This window comes from Embleya sp. NPDC055664, assembly GCF_053618075.1.
In genome coordinates this window covers 95,471-115,346 of record NZ_JBSHGZ010000030.1, presented here as the reverse complement: position 1 = coordinate 115,346, position 19,876 = coordinate 95,471, and the positions used below count along the sequence as shown (strand labels likewise).

Below are 19,876 nucleotides of genomic sequence, written 5' to 3'. Positions count from 1 at the left end.
AGAAATCCCCGGGCTCAGAGGCCCGCGGCGGCCTTGAGCGCGTCCACGCGGTCGGTGCGCTCCCAGGTGAAGTCCGGGAGGTCGCGGCCGAAGTGGCCGTAGGCCGCGGTCTGGGCGTAGATCGGGCGGAGCAGGTCCAGGTCGCGGATGATCGCGGCCGGGCGCAGGTCGAACACCGTCCCGACGGCGGCCTGGATGGTCTCCACCGGCACCGCCTCGGTGCCGAAGGTCTCCACGAACAGGCCGACCGGCGCCGCCTTGCCGATCGCGTACGCGACCTGCACCTCGCAGCGGCGCGCCAGCCCGGCGGCCACCACGTTCTTGGCCACCCAGCGCATCGCGTACGCGGCGGAGCGGTCCACCTTCGACGGGTCCTTGCCGGAGAACGCGCCGCCACCGTGACGGGCCATGCCGCCGTAGGTGTCGATGATGATCTTGCGGCCGGTCAGCCCCGCGTCACCCATCGGGCCGCCGATCTCGAACCGGCCCGTCGGGTTGACCAGGAGCCGGTAGCCCTCGGTCTCGATGCCCAGGCCGGTCAGCTCCGGCTCGACCACGTATTCGCGGATGTCCGGCGCCAGCAGCGAGTCCAGGTCGATGTCGGCCGCGTGCTGCGAGGAGACCACGACCGTGTCCAGGCGGATCGGCCGGTCGCCCTCGTACTCGATGGTGACCTGGGTCTTGCCGTCGGGGCGCAGGTAGGGGATGGTCCCGTTCTTGCGCACCTCGGCCAGGCGCTTGGACAGCCGGTGGGCGAGCGTGATCGGCAGCGGCATCAGCTCGGGCGTGTCGTCGCACGCGTAGCCGAACATCAGACCCTGGTCGCCCGCGCCCTGGCGGTCCAGCTCGTCCTCGTCGCCGTCGACCCGGTTCTCGTAGGCCGTGTCGACGCCCTGGGCGATGTCGGCCGACTGCGCGCCGATGGACACCGAGACACCACAGGAGGCGCCGTCGAAGCCCTTCTTCGAGCTGTCGTAGCCGATCTCCAGAACGCGCTCGCGCACGATCGTGGGGATGTCGGCGTAGCCCTGGGTGGTGACCTCTCCGGCCACATGCACCTGACCGGTGGTGATCAGCGTCTCGACGGCGACCCGACTCTTGGGGTCTTCCTTGAGGAGAGCGTCCAGGATGGAATCGCTGATCTGGTCGGCGATCTTGTCCGGGTGACCTTCGGTCACGGACTCAGAGGTGAACAGGCGGCGGGACACATCGCTCCCTGGGGTTGCAGCGGCTGCTGGCTCTGACAAGTGGGCCCGACCATCCCGACGAGTCCGCCACCGGAAGGGCACGGACGGGAAGGAACGGACGGGTCCACCGAAATGCTGGAGCCGAGTTTATCCCCCCGAGACCCGCAAGCGGGCGGGGTGCCCCCCGAGAACATGGGCGTGGCGTTGCTCACTTTGTGTCAAATTGCAGCCATCAAGCGTAGGGATCGACCGGCGAACTAGCCGAAACGGGACACGACGAGATCCCAGACGACCTCCGCCAAATCCTCCTTCGGGCCGTGCGGAACGGGTGTCTCGGTGCCGTCGGCGGCCAGGATCACCGCCTCGTTGACATCCGTGCCGAACGTCAATTCCTCGCCGACCCGGTTGACCACGAGCAGGTCGCAACCCTTGCGCGCGAGCTTGGCGCGCCCGTTGGCGAGTACGTCGTCGGTCTCCGCGGCGAAGCCGACCACCACCTGGCCGGCACGGGCCCGGTCCCGGGAGATTTCGGCGAGGATGTCGGGATTCTTCACCAGCGCGATCGGCTCCGGCTCCGCGTCGGTCTTCTTGATCTTGCCGCCCACCCGGTTCGCCGGGCGGAAGTCGGCGACCGCCGCGGCCATCACCACGCAGTCGGCGTTCTCGGCCGCCTTGGTCACGGCCTCGCGCAGATCCACGGCGGTGCCCACGTGCACCACGTCGGCGCCTGCCGGATCCGGCAGGCCGGTGTTGGCCTCGATCAGGGTGACCCGCGCGCCGCGGGCGATCGCGGTGCGGGCCAGCGCGTACCCCTGCTTGCCGGACGAGCGGTTGCCGAGGAAACGGACCGGGTCCAGCGGCTCGCGGGTGCCGCCGGCGCTGACCACCACGTGCCGACCGACCAGGTCGGGCGCGATGACGCCGCGGGCCAGGGCGCGCCGGACCACCTGGAAGATCTGCTCCGGGTCGGGCAGTCGGCCCTTGCCGGTGTCCTTGCCGGTCAATCGGCCCACCGCGGGCTCGATCACGATCGCCCCGCGCCGGCGCAGCGTCGCGACGTTGTCGACGGTGGCCGGGTGCTCCCACATCTCGGTGTGCATCGCAGGCGCGAACACCACCGGACATCGCGCGGTGAGCAGCGTGTTGGTGAGCAGGTCGTCGGCCAGCCCGTGGGCGGCCTTGGCGAGCAGGTCGGCGGTGGCGGGCGCGACCACGACGACGTCGGCGCTCTGGCCGATGCGTACGTGCGGGACCTCGTGCACCGCGTCCCAGACCCCGGTGGCCACCGGTTGCCCGGACAGCGCCGACCAGGTGGCCGCGCCGACGAAGTGCAGCGCGGACTCGGTCGGTACGACCCGGACCTCGTGGCCCGACTCGGTCAACCGGCGCAGGAGTTCGCACGCCTTGTACGCGGCGATGCCGCCGGCGACGCCGAGGACGACGCGGGGTCGGGGTCCGCTACTCATCGCTGCTCCTGCTCCTCCGACGCGACCGGCCCGGGTGCGACCGGCACGGCGAGCCTACGTCACGGCCCGGGACGGCCCGATCTCGCCTCGCGCGGACCGGTGTTGCGGCCGCGATGCCGGGCGGGATCCGAGTACGAGAGCGGATGTCCCGGCGGGAATGCGCTGCCAGCATCGGTGGCCACGAACCCATCGGGGGAGACGACGTCGATGCTGAACGAACAGGTCCTGGACGACCCGACACGGTGTCCCGGCTGTGTGGTGCACCTGGACGAGCCGCGCACCGAGCGCTGCCGGCAGTGCGCGATCCTGCTCACCGGACCGGCCGCCGATCAACTGTGGCAGATCAGCGTGTCGGCCGCACGGCTCCTGCGCCAACGCGAGGACCTGCTGACCCGGATGCGGGCGGAGGCGCGGCGGACGCGGTACACGCCGGCGCCGGCGTGGTCGACACCGGCGGGCGCGCCGACGGCCGTCGCCCCGGACCCGGCGCTCCCGGCCCAGCACACCCCGGCGCCCGCACCGGCGCCCGCATCGGGGCCCGCATCGGGGCCCGCATCGCCCGCCGTCGCGCCGGCGCCGGCTCCCACGCCCATCGGCCGGATCCGGGAGAGTGCCGAGGTCGGGCGTCGTCGGGTCGCCCGGATCGTGCTGGGCTCGGGTGTGCTGCTCGTGGTGCTGGCCGCGCTGGTGTTCGTGGCGGTCACCTGGAACCACACCGGGACGGCGGGTCGCGCGCTGGTGATGGGGCTGGCGCTGGTCCTGGCCGCGGCCGGTACCGGGCTCGCCGAGCAGCGCGAACTGCCCGCCACCGCCGAGGCGATGGCCGCGCTGACCGTGGCGATGGGCCTGCTCGACGGGTACGCGGCGTGGACCGCCGACCTCGCGGGTCTGCGCAGCGGGGACGCGCTGCTCGTGTCGGCCGGCACCCTGCTCGCGGTCGGCGGCGCGGCAGCTCTCGGCTCGCTGATCGCGCCGCTGCGGGCGTTGCGGATCTCCGCCGCGCTGCTGTTGCAGGGGCCACTGCCGCTGGTGATCGCCTGGTTCGGGGTGGAGCGCGGGTCGCTGCTGCCGCTCGCGATCGGGCTCGGGGCGCAGGCCGCGGTCGATGTCGCGCTGCTGCGCCGGACCTACTCCGACGCCGCGCGCGGGTTGCGGATCGTGGCCGAGGTCGGGGTGCTGTGCTACTGGCTGGCCGCGGTCGGGCTGACCCTGGGCGAGGGCGCCGGCGGGGCACCGGCGGGCACGATGCTGGCGCTGGCCGCGCTCGCCGGCGGGATCGCGTACACGCTGCGCGAGGCGCCGGTGGTACGGCATCTGGCGTCGGGGAGCGCGATGGTGGGCGCGCTGGCGGCGGCCGTGCTGCTGCTCGCGTCGCTGCCGGAGCGCGATTCGGGCGAGTCGGACACCCCGGTCGCGTGGGTGGGCGTGGCGCTGCTCGCGGTGGTCCTGGTCGCGATGGCGCCGCTGTTCGCGGTGCCGCGCGAGTTCCGGGTCGGGCCGCTCGCGGTGCTGGTGCCGCTCACCGTGGTGCCGGCGTTCTGGGTGGCCGCGGCGCCGCTGGTGGCCGTGTTCGGCCCGATGTCCTGGCTCGGCCGGCCCTGGAGCCTGTACCCGGTCGATGCGCACGCCCGGGACGCGCTCCTGTCCGGCACCGCCGGCTGGAGCTTCGGCGCGGCGCCGCTCGCGCTGCTGCCTTTGGCGGTGCTGACCGGGTTCACCGCGCTGACCCTCCTGCGCGGCCGGCCCGGTGCGACCACGACTCGCGTGATCGGCGCGATCGCCGTCGGGGCGCTGTCGGTGGTCGTGCCGCCGGCGCTGAACCTGCCGCTGTGGGCGGCGCTCGGCTGGCACGCGGCGGCCGCGATCGGGTGGGCCTGCGCGGGGCGGGTGCGGCTGTGGTTGCCGCTGCTCGCCCTGGGCCACGGCGGGCTCGCCCTCGTGTGGGCGACGGCGTACTGGCAGACGTCGATCGTGATCTGGGCCGTGGGCGCCGCCGGCCTCACTCTGGTCGCCGTCCTGTCGCCGGGACGCCGCGCGATCGAGCCGAACGCGGCGCCGGCACCGGCGGATTCCACGCCGACGAGTGAAACGAACAACTCGGATGAACCAGCCCATGTGGGCGTCAATTTCTACAAAGAACCACAAACAGTCCCATATGCCCCATCCTCCGGCACCCGCCCCTCCCCCGGCTCCGGCTCCGGTCCCGCCCTCGTCCTGCGCCTGCCCATGCGCCGGCTCGTCCGTCCGCTCGCGGCCGGGGCCGCGCTCGCCCTCGCCCTGTCCGACGTGGCGATGGCGACCGGGCACGCGGGCGCCCGGACCGCGCTGATCGCACTCGCCCCCGCCGTGCTCGGCGCCCTGGTCACGCTGATCGCGGTGGCGCTGCGGCCCACCGCGCGGACCACCCGGACGCTGACCCTGGTCGGCGGCGTCGGCTGGACCATCGGCAGCCTGGGCGCGGCCCGCGCCCCGGGCCCGTTGGCCGTCGCACTCGCCGCGGGCCTGGCCGCGTGCGTGGTCGGCGCGCTCCGCGACCGGCCGGCGCCGCGAACCGCCTGGGCCGCGGTCGCCGCGCTGTGCTGGGTCGGCGCGAGCGCGGCCGGCGCCACCGCCTTCGGCGCGGATCGACCCGCCGTCGCACTCGCCGCCGTGCTCGCCGCCGCCCTGCTGTTCCCGCTCGCCGCCACGTTTGCCGGCCCCCTCGCCTGCCCGTCCCCAATCGTGCTCGCCGTCGAGGCCGCGGCGGGCACGAGCCTGACGGTCGCGCTGTTGGCCGGCGCACCGACCTCGCCCATCGCGTTGGCCGTCGCGACGGCGGCGGCGCTGTGCGGCGCGCGGTTCGGCCACGCGGCGCTGCGGCCCGTCTGGCCGCCCGCCGCCGTCGTGCTGTTCACCGCGACGGTGCCGGCCGCGCTGTACCGGCTCGACGCGTCGAACGGCGCGACCGTCCTGGCCGCGGCCGGCACGGCGATGCTCCTGTACCTCGCCGGCGCCCGGCTCCCCCGCCTCGGCCCGGCCGTCCCGATCGCCGCCGCCGCGGCCGTGTGCGCCGCCGGCGCCGCGACGCTGTCCGTGGCCCCCGAGCTGATCTGGCTCGTCCTGGCCGGGGCCGGCCTCACCGCGTCGACCACGCCGGCCGGGCCGCTGCGTGGGCCGGCCCGGGTCGCCTCGGTGCCGCTGCTGTTCGTCGCCTACTGGGTCCGGCTCGCCCTGTTCGACGTGCCGCACCCGGAGGCGTACACCGTGCCGCTCGGCCTCGCCCTGCTGGTCGAGGGGCTGCGCCGGCGGCGGGCCAACCCGGACACCACCTCGTGGGCGGCCTACGGCGCTCCGCTGGCGGTGTTGCTGCTGCCGTCGTTGCCGCTCGCGGTGGGGCAGGGCGAGTCGATCCGGCCGAGCCTGCTCGGGATCGCCGCGATCGGCACGCTCCTGGTCGGCGCCCGATTCCGGCTCCGGGCGCCGCTGTTCCTGGGCGCGGGAGTGCCGGCCATCATCGGCCCGGTGCACCTGGTGCCGCATCTGGCGCCGGTGTACGACGCGGTGCCGCGCTGGGCGATCCTCGGCACGGCGGGGCTGCTGCTGATCGTGGTCGGCGCCGGCTACGAGCGCCGGGTCCGCGACCTCAAGCGGCTGCGCCGCGCGGTGGGCCGGCTCCGGTAGCCCGGCTCGTAGTAGTGCCTTGTCCGGCTCAGGTCCGGGCGCGCAGTTCGTCCAGGACCTCCGACACACACGCCGGGTCCGCCCGGTACGGCAGATAGAAGCCCAGTCGATCGGCGACCCCGTAGGCGCGCGAGGCCAGTTCGGCCGCGACGTCCTTGGGTTCGCCGATCGCCACCACCCGGCTCAGCAGCGTGTCGTCGACCGCGTACGGAATGTCCGACCAGCGGCCGGCCCGGATCAGCGCGTGCAGTTCGACCTGGAGCGCCCCGTATCCCTCGACGTCGAGCACCGGGCGATAGGCGGGCGTGGACGCGTAGAACGCGACCATGGCCCGCGCGCCCTTGATCGCGGCGCGCATCTCCTCCTCGGTGCGCCCGGCGGCGACGATCACGTCGAGCATCACCGAGAACCGCTCGCGGGTGCGCTGCGACAACACCAGGCCGTCGTTCACCGCGTCGGTGAGCGGGCCGCGCACGAACAGGTCGGTGTTGAGCGGGTGCACGAGCAGCCCGTCGGCGTGCTCGGCGACCGTGGTGATCATGCGCCGACCCACCCCGCCCGCGAGCAGCGGCGGCAGCCCGTACGGGTTCGGCCCGGGGCGCAGCGTCGGCGGCATCAGGGTCAGGTCGAAGAACTCGCCGTGGAAGTCCAGCGGCGTCTCCCGCTGCCAGCAGGTGAGCACCGCCCGCACCGCGCGCAGCGTCTCGGCCATCCGGGCCGCCGGGCGCGACCACTTGGCGCCGTAGCGGCGTTCGATGTGCGCCTTGATCTGGGTGCCCAGGCCGAGCCGGAAGCGGCCGTGCGAGGCCAGGTGCAGGTCGTACGCGGTGTGCGCGAGGTGGGTCGGGCTGCGCGGGAAGGCCACCGCGATGTTGGTCATGATGTCCACGCCCGCCGCGGCGGCGGGCACCAGGGGCAGGAAGACGTCGTTGGGGCCCTCGAAGGTGAAGACTCCGTCGAAGCCGGCCTCGCGCAATTCCCGGGCCCGATCGCCGGCGCGAGCCAACGGCGCGTCCAGGAGGGTGTCCACCGCCAGTCGGCGCGGGTTCGGTTGCGGCGTCGGCGTGTCGCCCTCGATCCGGTCCACCCTGCTCCCCCACCCTCCGGCTCACCCGCGTGTGCGGGCCGAAATACGCCGAGGGCCCGACGGTTTCCCGTCGAGCCCTCGGCGATGCGTCGCGTGACGCGCTCAGCCCTCGATGGGCTCGGCGGTCAGCATGCCCGAGTTGATCTCGCGAAGCGCGATCGACAGCGGCTTCTCGTGCACGTGCGTGTCGACGAGCGGACCCACGTATTCCAGCAGGCCCTCGCCGAGCTGCGAGTAGTAGGCGTTGATCTGCCGAGCACGCTTCGCCGCGTAGATGACGAGGCTGTACTTGGAGTCGGTCGCCTCCAGAAGCTCGTCGATGGGCGGGTTGATGATGCCCTCGGGTGCGGTGGAAGAAGCTGACAAGGCAGGGGCCCTTCGAAAAGCTGTGAAAGCTGTGGGTGAAAGTCGGGCTGCCTGGTGCCGTCTGGCGACTACTGCCGGGCAGCCCGAACGATCAAGATACGTTCATCAAGGCTAGCAGTTCGCGTACGACGTCTTCGACGGACGTGTTGACGAGCGTCATGTCGAATTCGGATTCCGCGGCCAGCTCGACCTTCGCGGCGGCCAGGCGCCGCTCGATGACCTCGGGGGATTCGGTCCCCCGGCCCACCAGACGGCGGACCAGTTCGTCCCACGAGGGCGGGGCGAGGAACACCAGGCGTGCCTCGGGCATCGCCTGCCGCACCTGCCGGGCGCCCTGCAGGTCGATTTCCAGCAGGGTCGGAACATCGGCGTCAAGCCGTTCGAGCACGGGCTGTCGCGGGGTTCCATAACGGTTCCCGGCGAATTCGGCCCATTCGAGCAATTCATCCGAGGCGATCAGTTTGTCGAACTGATCGCCGTCGGTGAAGTGGTACTCCACACCGTCGGTTTCCCCGGGACGGGGTCTACGTGTGGTCGCGGACACAGACAGCCAAACCTCGGGGTGACGGCGGCGCAGGTCGGCGACCACCGTGCTCTTGCCGACCCCGGAGGGGCCGGAGAGCACGATGAGTCGACGGGTGCCGTGCACGGTACGGGGATCGTTGCCGGCGCCCGCGTCAGGACGCGGAGCCACCGAATTCCCGTTCGAGTGCTGCGATCTGGTTCGTGCCGAGACCGCGGACGCGCCGGGTCTCGGAAATGTTCAGCTTCTCCATGAGCTGCTTGGCGCGCACCTTGCCGACGCCGGGGAGGGATTCCAGGAGGGCGGAGACCTTCATCTTGCCCACGACCGGATTGTCCTTGCCCTCCTTGATGACGTCGCTGAGCGAAGCACCGGAGTTCTTGAGCCGGTTCTTCACCTCGGCGCGCTCCCGCCGAGCCGCAGCGGCTTTGGCGAGCGCATCCGCGCGTTCTTCGGGGGTCAGGGGTGGGAGAGCCACGCCGTGTCACCTCGGACTTCGTTGCGATCCTCAAGGCCGCCCGGCTCGGACGGCCACCAACAAACAGTGGAACCTAGCTGGTCAGAGCGTCCGCGGCAACGCGCGACACTCCACCGGGCCGGCTCACGAGGGAGCCTAGTCGGCGAATCGGTCTGCGTCGCCCGAATCGATGGGAAAAGCCCGGCTACCTGCACCAAAACCCAAACCTGACGGAGCGTCGAACGAATCCGGGGTCGCCGGGAAGCACATCCACACCCTCACACCTCCTCCCGCCACCCTTGCGCTACGGCACCACCATCGACCCCATGCAACCGACGAGCCGTCCGGCCGGTCGGCCCGAAGCGGGTCAACGCGATCGGCGCACACGGAGCCGGTCGGCGCAGCGGAAGCGGACCGACGCGACCGACGCGCGAGCGGGACGGCGCGGCGGGCGCGGTGGGAGCAGGACGACGGGGACGGGGCCGGTCGGCATGGACGGGGGTCGGGAGCGGGGCCGCGCGAAGGGAGAAAACGGAGCCGGTCGGCACGGCCGGCGCAGGCGGCGGATGTCGACGCGGGCCCGCGCGGACGGATCGGCGCGAACAGGAACGGCGCAGGCGGAGCAGGTCGGCGCAGACAGAGCCGGTCGGCGCGGACGGCGGGCGCCGACGCGGGCGGCGGGCAGCACGGACGGCGAACATCGACACGGGCGGGGCGGCCGGCGCGCGGCGGCGCGGCCGGGCGCAGGGCGGCGCGGGGGTGCTTCGCGTCGAGGCGGGCGTGCTCGGCCGCCGCAGCCGTTCGGGGCGGCCCTCGGGGGCCCGGTGGCCGGGTTCGGTGGCCCGGGGGCCCGGAGGGGTGGGCGGGCTCCGCACGGCCGTCCCAGTGGCATCCGTGGGCCATCCCACGTTCGCGCCGTGTCCACCGGGCGCCGATAGGGGGCGACGAGTGCGACAAGCGGGACGAACGGGGCTGGTCGCCGCGGCCTCCGCCGCCCCGCCACGCCGCTATCGCGCGGCCAGGCCCGTCGCGATCGTGCGCGCCGCCTCGGCGACGTCCGCCGCGCCGGTGATCGGCCGGCCGATCACCAGCAGGTCCGCGCCGTCCGCCAACGCCTGCTCCGGCGTGGCCACCCGACTCTGGTCGCCGAGCGCCGCCCCGACCGGCCGTACGCCCGGCGTGATCAGCACGATGCCGGCCCCCACCTCGGCCCGCACCGCCGCCACCTCGCGCGGCGAACACACGATCGCCCGGGCGCCCGCCGCGACCGCGAGCCCGGCCAGCCGCCGGGCCGCCTCGATCGAGGGACCGGCCAGCCCGACCGCGGCCAGGTCGGCCTCGGCCATCGAGGTCAGCACGGTCACCGCGACGATGTTCACCTCGGGCGCCGCGTCCGCCGCGGCCCGGATCATCGCCGTCCCGCCGCTCGCATGCACCGTCAGGTAGGTCGGCGCCAGCCGGGCAACCGAACGCACCGCGCCCGCCACCGTGTTCGGGATGTCGTGCAGCTTCAGGTCCAGGAACACGTCCCGGCCGCCGCTGGCCTCCCGGGCGCCCGAGACCGCGTCCGCGCCGTCGCGCAGGAAGACCTCGAGGCCGACCTTGACCGTGCTCACGTAGGGGCCCGCGGCCTTGGCCCACGCGAGCGCGCGGTCCAGGTCCGGGGCATCCAGGGCCACCGCCACGGGTGCGACGTTGCTCATCGGAATCCCACTCTCCTCGACATCGAAAATTCGTCCGCCCACAGGCCCGGACACACTGCGCCCGGACACGAACCACGCCCCGGCCCGGACACGGCGATGCCGGCACGAACCCCGTCCGTACCGGCATCGCCCCGCCCAGATCTCGCGCTCAGCGGTGCGCGTACCCGATCGCCGCCTCCAGCGATCCGAAACCGCGGGCGATCAACGCCGCCCGCAACTCGTCCAGGATCCGCACCGGCGAGGACGGATCGTTGAAGATCACCGTGCCCACCGACACGGCCGCCGCACCGGCCAGGATGAACTCCAGCGCGTCCAAACCGGTGCGGATGCCGCCCATGCCCACGATCGGCACCTGCGCCATCTGCCCGTCCAGCATCGCCGCGTGCACCTGGTAGACACAGCGCACCGCGACCGGCCGCACCGCCGGGCCGGAGAGCCCGCCGGTGATGCCCGCGAGCACCGGCTTCATCGTGTCCGGGTCGATCGCCATGCCGAGCAGCGTGTTGATCATCGACAGCCCGTCGGCGCCCGCCTCGACGCACGCCCGGGCGATGTCCACGATCGACGTCACGTCCGGCGAGAGCTTGGCCAGTACCGGCACCTGCGGGTCCGCCACGTCGCGGACCGCCCGGATCACGTCGTAGGACGTGGCCGGGTTGCAGGCGAACACCTGGCCGCGGTTGGCCACGTTCGGACACGAGATGTTGGCCTCGATGCCGACCACGCCGGGCGCGCCCTTGAGCCGCTCGGCCAGCGCCACGAAGTCGTCCACGTGCCCGCCCGCGATGGAGACGATCGTGCGCCCGCCGCGCGCCGCCAGCCACGGCAGGTCGCGCTCGACGAAGGCGTCGATCCCGGGACCCTGGAGTCCGATCGAGTTGAGCATCCCGGACGGCGTCTCGGCCATCCTCGGGGTGGCCCGACCCGAACGCGGGTACGGCATGATCGTCTTGGTGACCACCGCGCCGATCGCGGCCGGCTCGAAGAACTTGGCCAACTCCTTGCCGTACCCGGCGCAGCCCGAAGCCGTGGTCACCGGGTTCGGCAGCAGCGTGGAGCCGATCCGGGTGGCCAGGTCGATCCCGCCGCCCGGCAGCATGATCGTGGACGGCGGCGCGTCGTCGAAGTCACCCGCGTCCTCGTTGTCGGCGAAATTGTCGGCGAAACCGCCGTAGCCGTCGGTCATCAGTGCGCTCCCATCGCCGCTGCGCCCTCGATGTCCGCCGGAATCGTGCCGGCGTCGTCCCAGCGCACCTTGGTGCCGTCGAAGCACGGGCCGTCCACACACGAGCGGACGAACCGGCTGACGCCGTCGTCGCCGACCACCGGGAGCACGCACGTCATGCATACCCCGACGCCGCACGCCATCGACTCCTCGACCGCGGTGAACACGCGCGCGTCGTGCGCGCTCGCCACCTCGGTGACCGCGCGCAGCATGCCCATCGGCCCGCACGCGTAGACGACGTCGGCCTCCACCGCGGTCAGCACCTCGGGCAGCGGCCCGGTGACGAAGCCGCGCACACCCTCCGAGCCGTCGTCGGTGGTGACCACCACGTCCTCGGTGATCGCCTGCGCCTGGTCCACGCCGTACAGCCGCTCCGTCGTCGCCGCGCCGAGCACGAAGGCGACCGAGCCGCCGTCGGCGACGATCCGCTCGGCGAGCGCGAACATCGGCGCGCTGCCGTAGCCGCCGGCCACCATCACCGCGCTGACCGGCTCGGCCGGCAGCGGGAACGGCGTGCCCAGCGGCGCGACCACGTTCACGCTGTCGCCCACCCGAAGCCGGGCCAACTCGCGGGTGCCGCGCCCGGCCTCGGCGAAGACCACGTCGATGGTCTCGGCGGCCGGGTCGGCGCGGTGGATGGAGAACGCGCGGCGCAGCAGCATCGCCGAGTCCACGCCGCCGATCGCCACGGCGACGAAGTGACCGGGTTCGACGCGGGCGGCGATCCCGGGGGCGCGCAGCACCAGGCGGTGGTACGCGCCCGCGGGTTCGCGGCCGACGATCTCCGCCTGCACCTGCAGGGGAAGTGCCATCGGTGTCGTCAGCCCTTTCGGTGGGACGTGATGTGGTCGGCGTGCTCCTGGAGCGAGCGGACCCCGATGTCGCCCGCGATCAGCGACTGGATGCCCTGGACCGCCGCGGCGAAGCCCTGCACCGTGGTGATGCTGGGGATGCCCCGGGTGACCGCGGCGGTGCGGATCTCGTAGCCGTCGAGTCGACCGCCCGTGCCGAACGGGGTGTTGACGATCAGCTCGACGTCGCCGTCGTGGATCAGCTGCACGATGGTCCGCTCGCCGGCCGGGCCCGGGCCCTCGCTGTGCTTGCGCACCACGGTGGCGGGTACGCCGTTGCGGCGCAGCACCTCGGCGGTGCCCTCGGTGGCCAGGATCTCGAAGCCCATGTCGTGCATGGCCTTGACCGGGAACACCATCGAGCGCTTGTCCCGGTTGGCGAAGGACACGAACGCGCGCCCCGTGAGCGGCAGCGAACCGTACGCGCCGGCCTGGGACTTGGCGTAGGCGGTGCCGAACACCGCGTCGATGCCCATCACCTCGCCGGTGGAGCGCATCTCGGGGCTGAGCACGGTGTCCACGCCGCGGCCCTTGGTGTCGCGGAAGCGGTTCCAGGGCAGGACCGCCTCCTTGACCGCGATCGGCGCGTCCATCGGCAGTGTGCCGCCGTCGCCCTCGGCCGGGAGCAGGCCCTCGGCGCGCAGTTCGGCGATCGTGGCGCCGAGCGAGACGCGCGCGGCGGCCTTGGCCAGCGGCACGGCGGTGGCCTTGGACACGAACGGCACGGTCCGCGAGGCGCGCGGGTTGGCCTCCAGGACGTAGAGGATGTCGCCGGAGAGCGCGAACTGGATGTTGATCAGGCCGCGGACCCCGACGCCGTGCGCGATGCCCAGGGTGGCGGCGCGCAGTCGCTTTATGTCGTGCGCGCCCAGCGTGATCGGCGGCAGCGCGCAGGCCGAGTCGCCGGAGTGGATGCCGGCCTCCTCGATGTGCTCCATCACGCCGCCGAGGTACAGGTCCTCGCCGTCGTAGAGCGCGTCCACGTCGATCTCGATGGCGTCGTCGAGGAAACGGTCGACCAGGACCGGGTGCTCGCTGACCAGGCCGGCGTTCTGCTCCAGGTAGGTCGCCAGGGAGGGTTCGTCGTAGACGATCTCCATGCCGCGCCCGCCGAGCACGTACGAGGGGCGCACCAGCACCGGGTAGCCGATCTCGGCGGCGATGGCGCTGGCCTCGCCGAAGGAGAACGCGGTGCCGTGCTTGGGCGCGAGCAGTCCGGCCTCGGCCAGCACCCGGCCGAACGCGCCGCGCTCCTCGGCGAGGTGGATCGCCTCGGGCGAGGTGCCCACGATCGGCACGCCCGCGTCCTTGAGCTTTTGCGCCAGGCCCAGCGGGGTCTGCCCGCCGAGCTGGACGAGCACGCCCGCGACCGGTCCGGCCTGGGTCTCGGCGTACACGATCTCCAGCACGTCCTCCAGGGTGAGCGGCTCGAAGTAGAGCCGGTCGGAGGTGTCGTAGTCGGTGGAGACGGTCTCCGGGTTGCAGTTGACCATCACGGTCTCGTAGCCCGCGTCGTGCAGCGCGAACGCGGCGTGCACGCACGAGTAGTCGAACTCGATGCCCTGCCCGATGCGGTTGGGCCCGGAGCCCAGGATGATCACGGCCGGCTTGGTGCGCGGCGCGACCTCCGTCTCCTCGTCGTAGGACGAGTAGTGGTACGGGGTGCGGGCGGCGAACTCGGCGGCGCAGGTGTCCACGGTCTTGTACACCGGCCGCACGCCGAGTGCCTGGCGCACCTCGCGCACGACCTCCTCGCGCATCCCGCGGATCGCCGCGATCTGCCCGTCGGACAGGCCGTGCCGCTTGGCCAGGCGCAGCACCTCGGGGGTGAGCTCCGCCGCGTCGCGGACCTCGCCGGCGATCTCGTGGATCAGGTACATCTGGTCCAGGAACCACGGGTCGATCCGGGTCGCTTCGAACAGCTCCTCGGGCGTGGCGCCGGCCCGGATGGCGTCCATGACCACGTTGATCCGGCCGTCGGTGGGCTTCTCGGCGGCGACCAGCAGCTCGTCCTTGGCGCCGACCTCGGAGACGAAGTCGAACTGCGAGCCCTTCTTCTCCAGCGAGCGCAGCGCCTTGTTCAGCGCCTCGGTGAAGTTGCGGCCGATCGCCATCGCCTCGCCGACCGACTTCATGGTCGTGGTCAGGCGGTCGTCGGCGGCCGGGAACTTCTCGAAGGCGAAGCGCGGGACCTTGACCACGACGTAGTCGAGCGTGGGCTCGAAGCTGGCCGGGGTCTCCTTGGTGATGTCGTTGGGGATCTCGTCGAGCGTGTAGCCGATGGCGAGGCGGGCGGCGATCTTGGCGATCGGGAAGCCGGTCGCCTTGGAGGCCAGCGCCGAGGAGCGGGAGACGCGCGGGTTCATCTCGATGACGATCACCCGGCCGTCGTCCGGGTTGACCGCGAACTGGATGTTGCAGCCGCCGGTGTCCACGCCGACCTCGCGGATGACCGCGATGCCGATGTCGCGCAGGTTCTGGTACTCGCGGTCGGTGAGCGTCATCGCCGGCGCCACGGTGATCGAGTCGCCGGTGTGCACGCCCATCGGGTCGAAGTTCTCGATGGAGCAGACGACCACGACGTTGTCGTGCTTGTCGCGCATCAGCTCCAGCTCGTATTCCTTCCAGCCGAGGATGGACTCCTCCAGGAGCACCTCGGTGGTCGGCGACAGGGTCAGGCCCTGGCCGGCGATCCGGCGCAGGTCGTCCTCGTCGTGCGCGAAGCCGGAGCCGGCGCCGCCCATGGTGAAGGAGGGGCGCACCACGACGGGGTAGCCGCCGAGGGTGTCCACGCCCGCGAGTACGTCCTCCATCGAGTGGCAGATCACCGAGCGGGCCGACTCGCCGTGTCCGATCTTCTCCCGCACCCGCTCGACCACGCCCTTGAACAGGTCGCGGTCCTCGCCCTTTTGGATCGAGTCGAGGTTGGCGCCGATCAGTTCGACGTTGTACTTCTCCAGCACGCCGTTCTCGCTGAGCGAGACCGCGATGTTGAGCGCGGTCTGCCCGCCGAGGGTGGGCAGCAGCGCGTCGGGGCGCTCCTTGGCGATGATCTTCTCGACGAACTCGGGGGTGATCGGCTCGACGTAGGTCGCGTCGGCGATCTCCGGGTCGGTCATGATCGTGGCCGGGTTGGAGTTGACCAGGATCACCCGCAGGCCCTCGGCCTTGAGGATGCGGCACGCCTGGGTGCCGGAGTAGTCGAACTCGGCGGCCTGGCCGATGACGATCGGGCCCGAGCCGACGACCAGGACGGACTTCAGGTCGTTGCGCTTAGGCACTCTTGGTCTCCATCAGCGTGACGAAACGGTCGAACAGGTAGGCGGAGTCGTGCGGTCCGGCCGCGGCCTCCGGGTGGTACTGCACGCTGAACGCGGGCCGGTCGAGCAGCCGCAGGCCCTCGACCACGTCGTCGTTGAGGCACACGTGGCTGACCTCGGCGCGCCCGTACGGGGTGTCCGAGACGGTGTCCAGCGGCGCGTCCACGGCGAAGCCGTGGTTGTGCGCGGTGACCTCGACCTTGCCGGTCGTGCGGTCCTGCACGGGCTGGTTGATGCCGCGGTGGCCGTACTTGAGCTTGTAGGTGCCGAAGCCGAGCGCGCGCCCGAGCAGCTGGTTGCCGAAGCAGATCCCGAAGAACGGGGTGCCCTGGTCCAGGACCGCGCGCAGCAGCTCGATCTGGTGGGTGGCGGTGGCCGGGTCGCCGGGGCCGTTGGAGAAGAACACCCCGTCGGGGGCGACGGCGTTGACCTCCTCCAGCGTCGCGGTCGCGGGCAGCACGTGCACCTCGATGCCGCGCTCGGCCATCCGGTGCGGGGTCATGCCCTTGATGCCCAGGTCGAGCGCGGCGACGGTGAAGCGCTTGGCGCCGATCGCGGGGACCACGTAGGCGGCGTCGGTGCTGACCTGTTCGGCGAGGTCGGCGCCGGCCATCTCGGGGCTGGTGCGCACCCGCTCGAGGAGTGCGGCCTCGTCGGCGTGCGCGGCGTCGCCGGAGAAGATGCCGACCCGCATCGCGCCGCGTTCGCGCAGGTGCCGGGTCAGCGCGCGGGTGTCGACACCGCTGATGCCGACCACGCCGTAGCGCGTCAGTTCGTCGTCGAGCGAGCGGCGCGAGCGGTGGTTGGAGGGCACCCGGGCGGGGTCGCGGACGACGTAGCCGGAGACCCAGATGCGCGACGACTCGGGGTCCTCGTCGTTGACGCCGGTGTTGCCGACGTGCGGGGCGGTCATCACCACGACCTGGCGGTGGTACGAGGGGTCGGTCAGGGTCTCCTGGTAGCCCGACATGCCGGTGGAGAACACCGCCTCGCCGAACGTCTCCCCCACCGCGCCGTAGGCGCTGCCGCGGAATGTGCGTCCGTCCTCGAGGACGAGCACCGCAGGCGTCGTGGCCCGTCCGGTCATTGCGGTCACGTGACCGATCCTTCCTGGTGGTTCATTACAGCCGTGCCGGCGGTCGCCGGCGGATCCCCGGCGATCAGCCGGGTGATGGTCTCGATCCACGCGTCGTGGTCGTCGGGGTGGTCGCCGCGAAAGCCGGAGTCGAGCGTGGTGTCGCCGTGCGTCCAGGTGATCACCAGCAGACCGCCCTCGGGCAGCACCTTCCCGGCGATGCCCTTCTCGTGCCGCACACCGGTGAGCGCGGCGGCGGGGACGAAGAAGTCGGTCGCGGCGGGTCGCTCGACCACCAGGCCGTCGGCGCGCAGGGTCAGCTCGACCGGGCTGCGGGTGCCCAGGCCGTGTGCGACGACCCGGTCCAGCCAGTCGCCGGCCGTGGTGCTGCCGAAGTAGCGGCCGACCAGCGGCGGCAGCAGCGGCGCGGCGCCGGACTCGGGCGCGGTGTGCAGTTCGGGCAGCGCGGCCTGGCGTTGACCGCGCTTCTTCCAGGCGCGCCACATCAGCAGGTAGATGCCGAGGACGAAGACGAGGCAAATGCCGATCCAAAGGATGCGACCGCCCCAGTCGGTCACCTCCGCCGACTTGCGGTCGGCGGCGAGCAGCAGCAGGTCGTGGTGGGCGTTGCCTGAGGTCACGCGAGCTTCCCGTCGATCACCGTGGGTACGCCGCGCAGGAACGTGGCGACCACCTTGCCGGGCAGGACCAGGCCGGCATAGGGGGTGTTACGGCTGCGCGAGGCGAGTTCGGACGGTTCGACCGTACGCCGTGCGCCCGGGTCGACCAGCACCAGGTTGGCGGGCTCGCCGACGGCGATCGGGCGACCGTGTCCGTCGAGCCGGCCGATGTCGGCGGGGCGGGTGGACATGCGGTCGGCCACGCCCGCCCAGTCGAGCAGGCCGGTGTCGACCATGGTCTCCTGCACGATCGACAGCGCCGTCTCCAGGCCGAGCATGCCCATCGCGGCGACCGCCCACTCGCAGTCCTTGTCCTCGCTGGGGTGCGGGGCGTGGTCGGTGGCGACCGCATCGATCGTGCCGTCGGCGAGGGCCTCGCGCAGCGCGGTGACGTCGGCGGCGGTGCGCAGCGGCGGGTTGACCTTGTAGACCGGGTCGTAGCTGCGCACGAGTTCGTCGGTGAGCAGCAGGTGGTGGGGGGTGACCTCGGCGGTGACGTTCCAGCCCTTGGACTTGGCCCAGCGCAGGATCTCCACGGAGCCGGCGGTGGAGACGTGGCACACGTGCAGGCGCGAGCCGACGTGCGCGGTGAGCAGCACGTCGCGGGCGATGATCGACTCCTCGGCGACGGCGGGCCAGCCGCGCAGGCCCAGTTCGCCGGAGACGGTGCCCTCGTTCATCTGGGCGCCCTCGGTCAGCCGGGGCTCCTGCGCGTGCTGGGCGACCACGCCGTCGAACGCCTTCACGTACTCCAGGGCGCGGCGCATGATGACCGCGTCGTCGACGCACTTGCCGTCGTCGGAGAACACCCGCACGCGGGCGGCGGAGTCGGCCATCGCGCCGAGTTCGGCCAGGCGCTTGCCCTCCAGGCCGACGGTGACCGCGCCGACCGGGTGCACGTCGCACCGGCCGCTCTCCTGGCCCAGCCGCCAGACCTGCTCGACGGTGCCGGCGGTGTCCGCGACGGGGTCGGTGTTGGCCATTGCGTGCACCGCTGTGAAGCCGCCCAGGGCCGCGGCGTTCGCGCCGGTGGCCACCGTCTCGGCATCCTCGCGGCCGGGCTCGCGCAGGTGGGTGTGCAGGTCGACCAGGCCCGGCAGGAGGATCTGCCCGGCGGCCTCGACGACGGTGGCATCCTCGGCGGTGAGGCCTGCGCCGATCCCGGCGATCAGGCCGTCGCGGATGAGCACGTCCTGCGCGTCGCCGCCGAGGACCTTGGCGTCCTTGATCAGGTAGGTGCTCACTGCGCGATCTCCTCGGTGCCGGTGCCGCCGTTCGACGCGCTCGCGGCGCCGGGGGTGCTGGGGGTGCTTGCGGTGACGCTGCTGGGGGTGCTCTGGGCGGGTTCGTTGCCGCCCAGGAGCAGGTACAGGACCGCCATGCGCACGCTGACGCCGTTGGTGACCTGCTCGACGATGGTCGAGCGGGTCGAGTCGGCGACCTCGGCGGCGATCTCCATGCCGCGGTTCATCGGGCCGGGGTGCATCACGATGGCGTGCTCGGGGAGCATCGCCATGCGGCGCAGGTCCAGGCCGTAGCGGCGGGAGTATTCGCGCTCGGTGGGGAAGAACGCGGCGTTCATCCGCTCGCGCTGCACGCGCAGCATCATCACCGCGTCGGACTTGGGCAGCGGCGCGTCCAGGTCGTAGGACACCGTGCAGGGCCAGGTCTCCACGCCGATCGGGAGCAGTGTGGGCGGCGCGACGAGGGTGACCTCGGCGCCGAGGGTGGCCAGCAGGAGCACGTTGGAGCGGGCCACGCGGCTGTGCAGGACGTCGCCCACGAGGGTGATCCGGCGGCCTTCGAGGTCGCCCCGGCCGCCGGCCAGCCTGCGGCGCATGGTGAACGCGTCGAGCAGGGCCTGGGTGGGGTGCTCGTGGGTGCCGTCGCCGGCGTTGACCACCGAGCCGCGCAGCCAGCCGGAGCCGGCCAGGCGGTGCGGCGCGCCGGAGGCGTGGTGGCGGATGACGACCGCGTCGGCGCCCATCGCCTGCAGGGTCAGCGCGGTGTCCTTGAGCGATTCGCCCTTGGAGACCGAGGAGCCCTTGGCGGAGAAGTTGATCACGTCGGCGGACAGGCGCTTGGCGGCGGCCTCGAAGGAGATCCGGGTGCGGGTGGAGTCCTCGAAGAACAGGTTGACCACGGTGCGGCCGCGCAGCGTCGGCAGCTTCTTGATCGGCCGCTCGGCGATGTGCGCGAGTTCTTCGGCGGTGTCGAGGATCAGGATGGCGTCGTCGCGGGTGAGGTCCGCGGCCGAGATCAGGTGGCGCTTCACT

The 19,876-nt window shown here is 72.6% G+C and carries 15 protein-coding genes; 1 reads left to right on the top strand and 14 read right to left on the bottom strand.

Going from position 1 to position 19,876, the window contains the following annotated elements; genetic code table 11:
- Positions 1 to 14 precede the first annotated feature (14 nt).
- Together metK and coaBC are read right to left on the bottom strand one after the other, a co-directional pair.
- On the bottom strand, positions 15 to 1,208 hold the full coding sequence (gene metK, locus ACWGR4_RS35490) for a methionine adenosyltransferase (protein WP_380010122.1): 1,194 nt from the start codon (positions 1,206 to 1,208) through the stop codon (positions 15 to 17).
- Positions 1,209 to 1,444: 236 nt separating this feature from the next.
- Positions 1,445 to 2,653, bottom strand: a complete 1,209-nt coding sequence (gene coaBC / locus ACWGR4_RS35485; RefSeq protein ID WP_452129840.1) for a bifunctional phosphopantothenoylcysteine decarboxylase/phosphopantothenate--cysteine ligase CoaBC — start codon at positions 2,651 to 2,653, stop codon at positions 1,445 to 1,447.
- Between the two features lie 207 nt (positions 2,654 to 2,860).
- On the opposite strand from coaBC, the gene ACWGR4_RS35480 reads away from it, so the two are divergent.
- Entirely contained in the window at positions 2,861 to 6,313 is a 3,453-nt protein-coding gene (locus ACWGR4_RS35480; RefSeq protein ID WP_452129841.1) for an SCO7613 C-terminal domain-containing membrane protein, read from the top strand.
- 28 nt (positions 6,314 to 6,341) lie between these two features.
- On the opposite strand, the gene ACWGR4_RS35475 is transcribed toward ACWGR4_RS35480, so the two are convergent.
- The 12 genes from ACWGR4_RS35475 to ACWGR4_RS35420 all read right to left on the bottom strand — a co-directional run bounded on the left by ACWGR4_RS35475 (position 6,342) and on the right by ACWGR4_RS35420 (position 19,875).
- Positions 6,342 to 7,400, bottom strand: a complete 1,059-nt coding sequence (locus ACWGR4_RS35475) for a TIGR03617 family F420-dependent LLM class oxidoreductase (protein WP_452129842.1) — start codon at positions 7,398 to 7,400, stop codon at positions 6,342 to 6,344.
- 102 nt (positions 7,401 to 7,502) lie between these two features.
- A complete protein-coding gene (rpoZ, locus tag ACWGR4_RS35470) occupies positions 7,503 to 7,766 on the bottom strand; it encodes a DNA-directed RNA polymerase subunit omega (RefSeq protein WP_020551792.1) in 264 nt (87 codons plus the stop codon).
- Positions 7,767 to 7,857: 91 nt separating this feature from the next.
- Complete coding sequence (gmk, locus tag ACWGR4_RS35465; RefSeq protein ID WP_380010407.1) at positions 7,858 to 8,415, bottom strand: guanylate kinase; 558 nt, start codon at positions 8,413 to 8,415, stop codon at positions 7,858 to 7,860.
- Between the two features lie 28 nt (positions 8,416 to 8,443).
- The gene (mihF, locus tag ACWGR4_RS35460; RefSeq protein WP_026218483.1) at positions 8,444 to 8,767 is read right to left on the bottom strand and encodes an integration host factor, actinobacterial type; all 324 of its coding nucleotides are present in this window, start codon (positions 8,765 to 8,767) and stop codon (positions 8,444 to 8,446) included.
- Positions 8,768 to 9,753: 986 nt separating this feature from the next.
- Positions 9,754 to 10,449 (bottom strand): orotidine-5'-phosphate decarboxylase, encoded by a 696-nt coding sequence (pyrF, locus tag ACWGR4_RS35455; protein ID WP_452129843.1) that lies wholly within the window; start codon positions 10,447 to 10,449, stop codon positions 9,754 to 9,756.
- Between the two features lie 148 nt (positions 10,450 to 10,597).
- Complete coding sequence (locus ACWGR4_RS35450) at positions 10,598 to 11,635, bottom strand: dihydroorotate dehydrogenase (protein ID WP_380010137.1); 1,038 nt, start codon at positions 11,633 to 11,635, stop codon at positions 10,598 to 10,600.
- Complete coding sequence (locus tag ACWGR4_RS35445) at positions 11,635 to 12,486, bottom strand: dihydroorotate dehydrogenase electron transfer subunit (protein WP_452129844.1); 852 nt, start codon at positions 12,484 to 12,486, stop codon at positions 11,635 to 11,637. The genes ACWGR4_RS35450 and ACWGR4_RS35445 overlap by 1 nt, the downstream gene beginning before the upstream one ends.
- An 8-nt stretch (positions 12,487 to 12,494) precedes the next feature.
- Entirely contained in the window at positions 12,495 to 15,806 is a 3,312-nt protein-coding gene (gene carB, locus ACWGR4_RS35440) for a carbamoyl-phosphate synthase large subunit (protein WP_452129845.1), read from the bottom strand.
- The gene (carA, locus tag ACWGR4_RS35435; protein ID WP_452129861.1) at positions 15,799 to 16,932 is read right to left on the bottom strand and encodes a glutamine-hydrolyzing carbamoyl-phosphate synthase small subunit; all 1,134 of its coding nucleotides are present in this window, start codon (positions 16,930 to 16,932) and stop codon (positions 15,799 to 15,801) included. The genes carB and carA overlap by 8 nt, the downstream gene beginning before the upstream one ends.
- 5 nt (positions 16,933 to 16,937) lie before the next feature.
- Positions 16,938 to 17,561, bottom strand: a complete 624-nt coding sequence (locus tag ACWGR4_RS35430) for a PH-like domain-containing protein (protein ID WP_380010146.1) — start codon at positions 17,559 to 17,561, stop codon at positions 16,938 to 16,940.
- On the bottom strand, positions 17,558 to 18,844 hold the full coding sequence (locus ACWGR4_RS35425; RefSeq protein ID WP_452129846.1) for a dihydroorotase: 1,287 nt from the start codon (positions 18,842 to 18,844) through the stop codon (positions 17,558 to 17,560). Before ACWGR4_RS35425 ends, ACWGR4_RS35430 begins: the two co-directional genes overlap by 4 nt.
- A complete protein-coding gene (locus ACWGR4_RS35420; RefSeq protein WP_380010152.1) occupies positions 18,841 to 19,875 on the bottom strand; it encodes an aspartate carbamoyltransferase catalytic subunit in 1,035 nt (344 codons plus the stop codon). The genes ACWGR4_RS35425 and ACWGR4_RS35420 overlap by 4 nt, the downstream gene beginning before the upstream one ends.
- Position 19,876 lies beyond the last annotated feature (1 nt).

Coding starts and splice junctions, on each gene's coding strand:
- ACWGR4_RS35445 (WP_452129844.1), bottom strand. CDS start 12,486: ATGGCACTTCCCCTGCAGGTGCAGGCGGAGATCGTCGGCCGCGAACCC.
- ACWGR4_RS35450 (WP_380010137.1), bottom strand. CDS start 11,635: ATGACCGACGGCTACGGCGGTTTCGCCGACAATTTCGCCGACAACGAG.
- ACWGR4_RS35480 (WP_452129841.1), top strand. CDS start 2,861: ATGCTGAACGAACAGGTCCTGGACGACCCGACACGGTGTCCCGGCTGT.
- pyrF (WP_452129843.1), bottom strand. CDS start 10,449: ATGAGCAACGTCGCACCCGTGGCGGTGGCCCTGGATGCCCCGGACCTG.
- coaBC (WP_452129840.1), bottom strand. CDS start 2,653: ATGAGTAGCGGACCCCGACCCCGCGTCGTCCTCGGCGTCGCCGGCGGC.
- carA (WP_452129861.1), bottom strand. CDS start 16,932: ATGACCGGACGGGCCACGACGCCTGCGGTGCTCGTCCTCGAGGACGGA.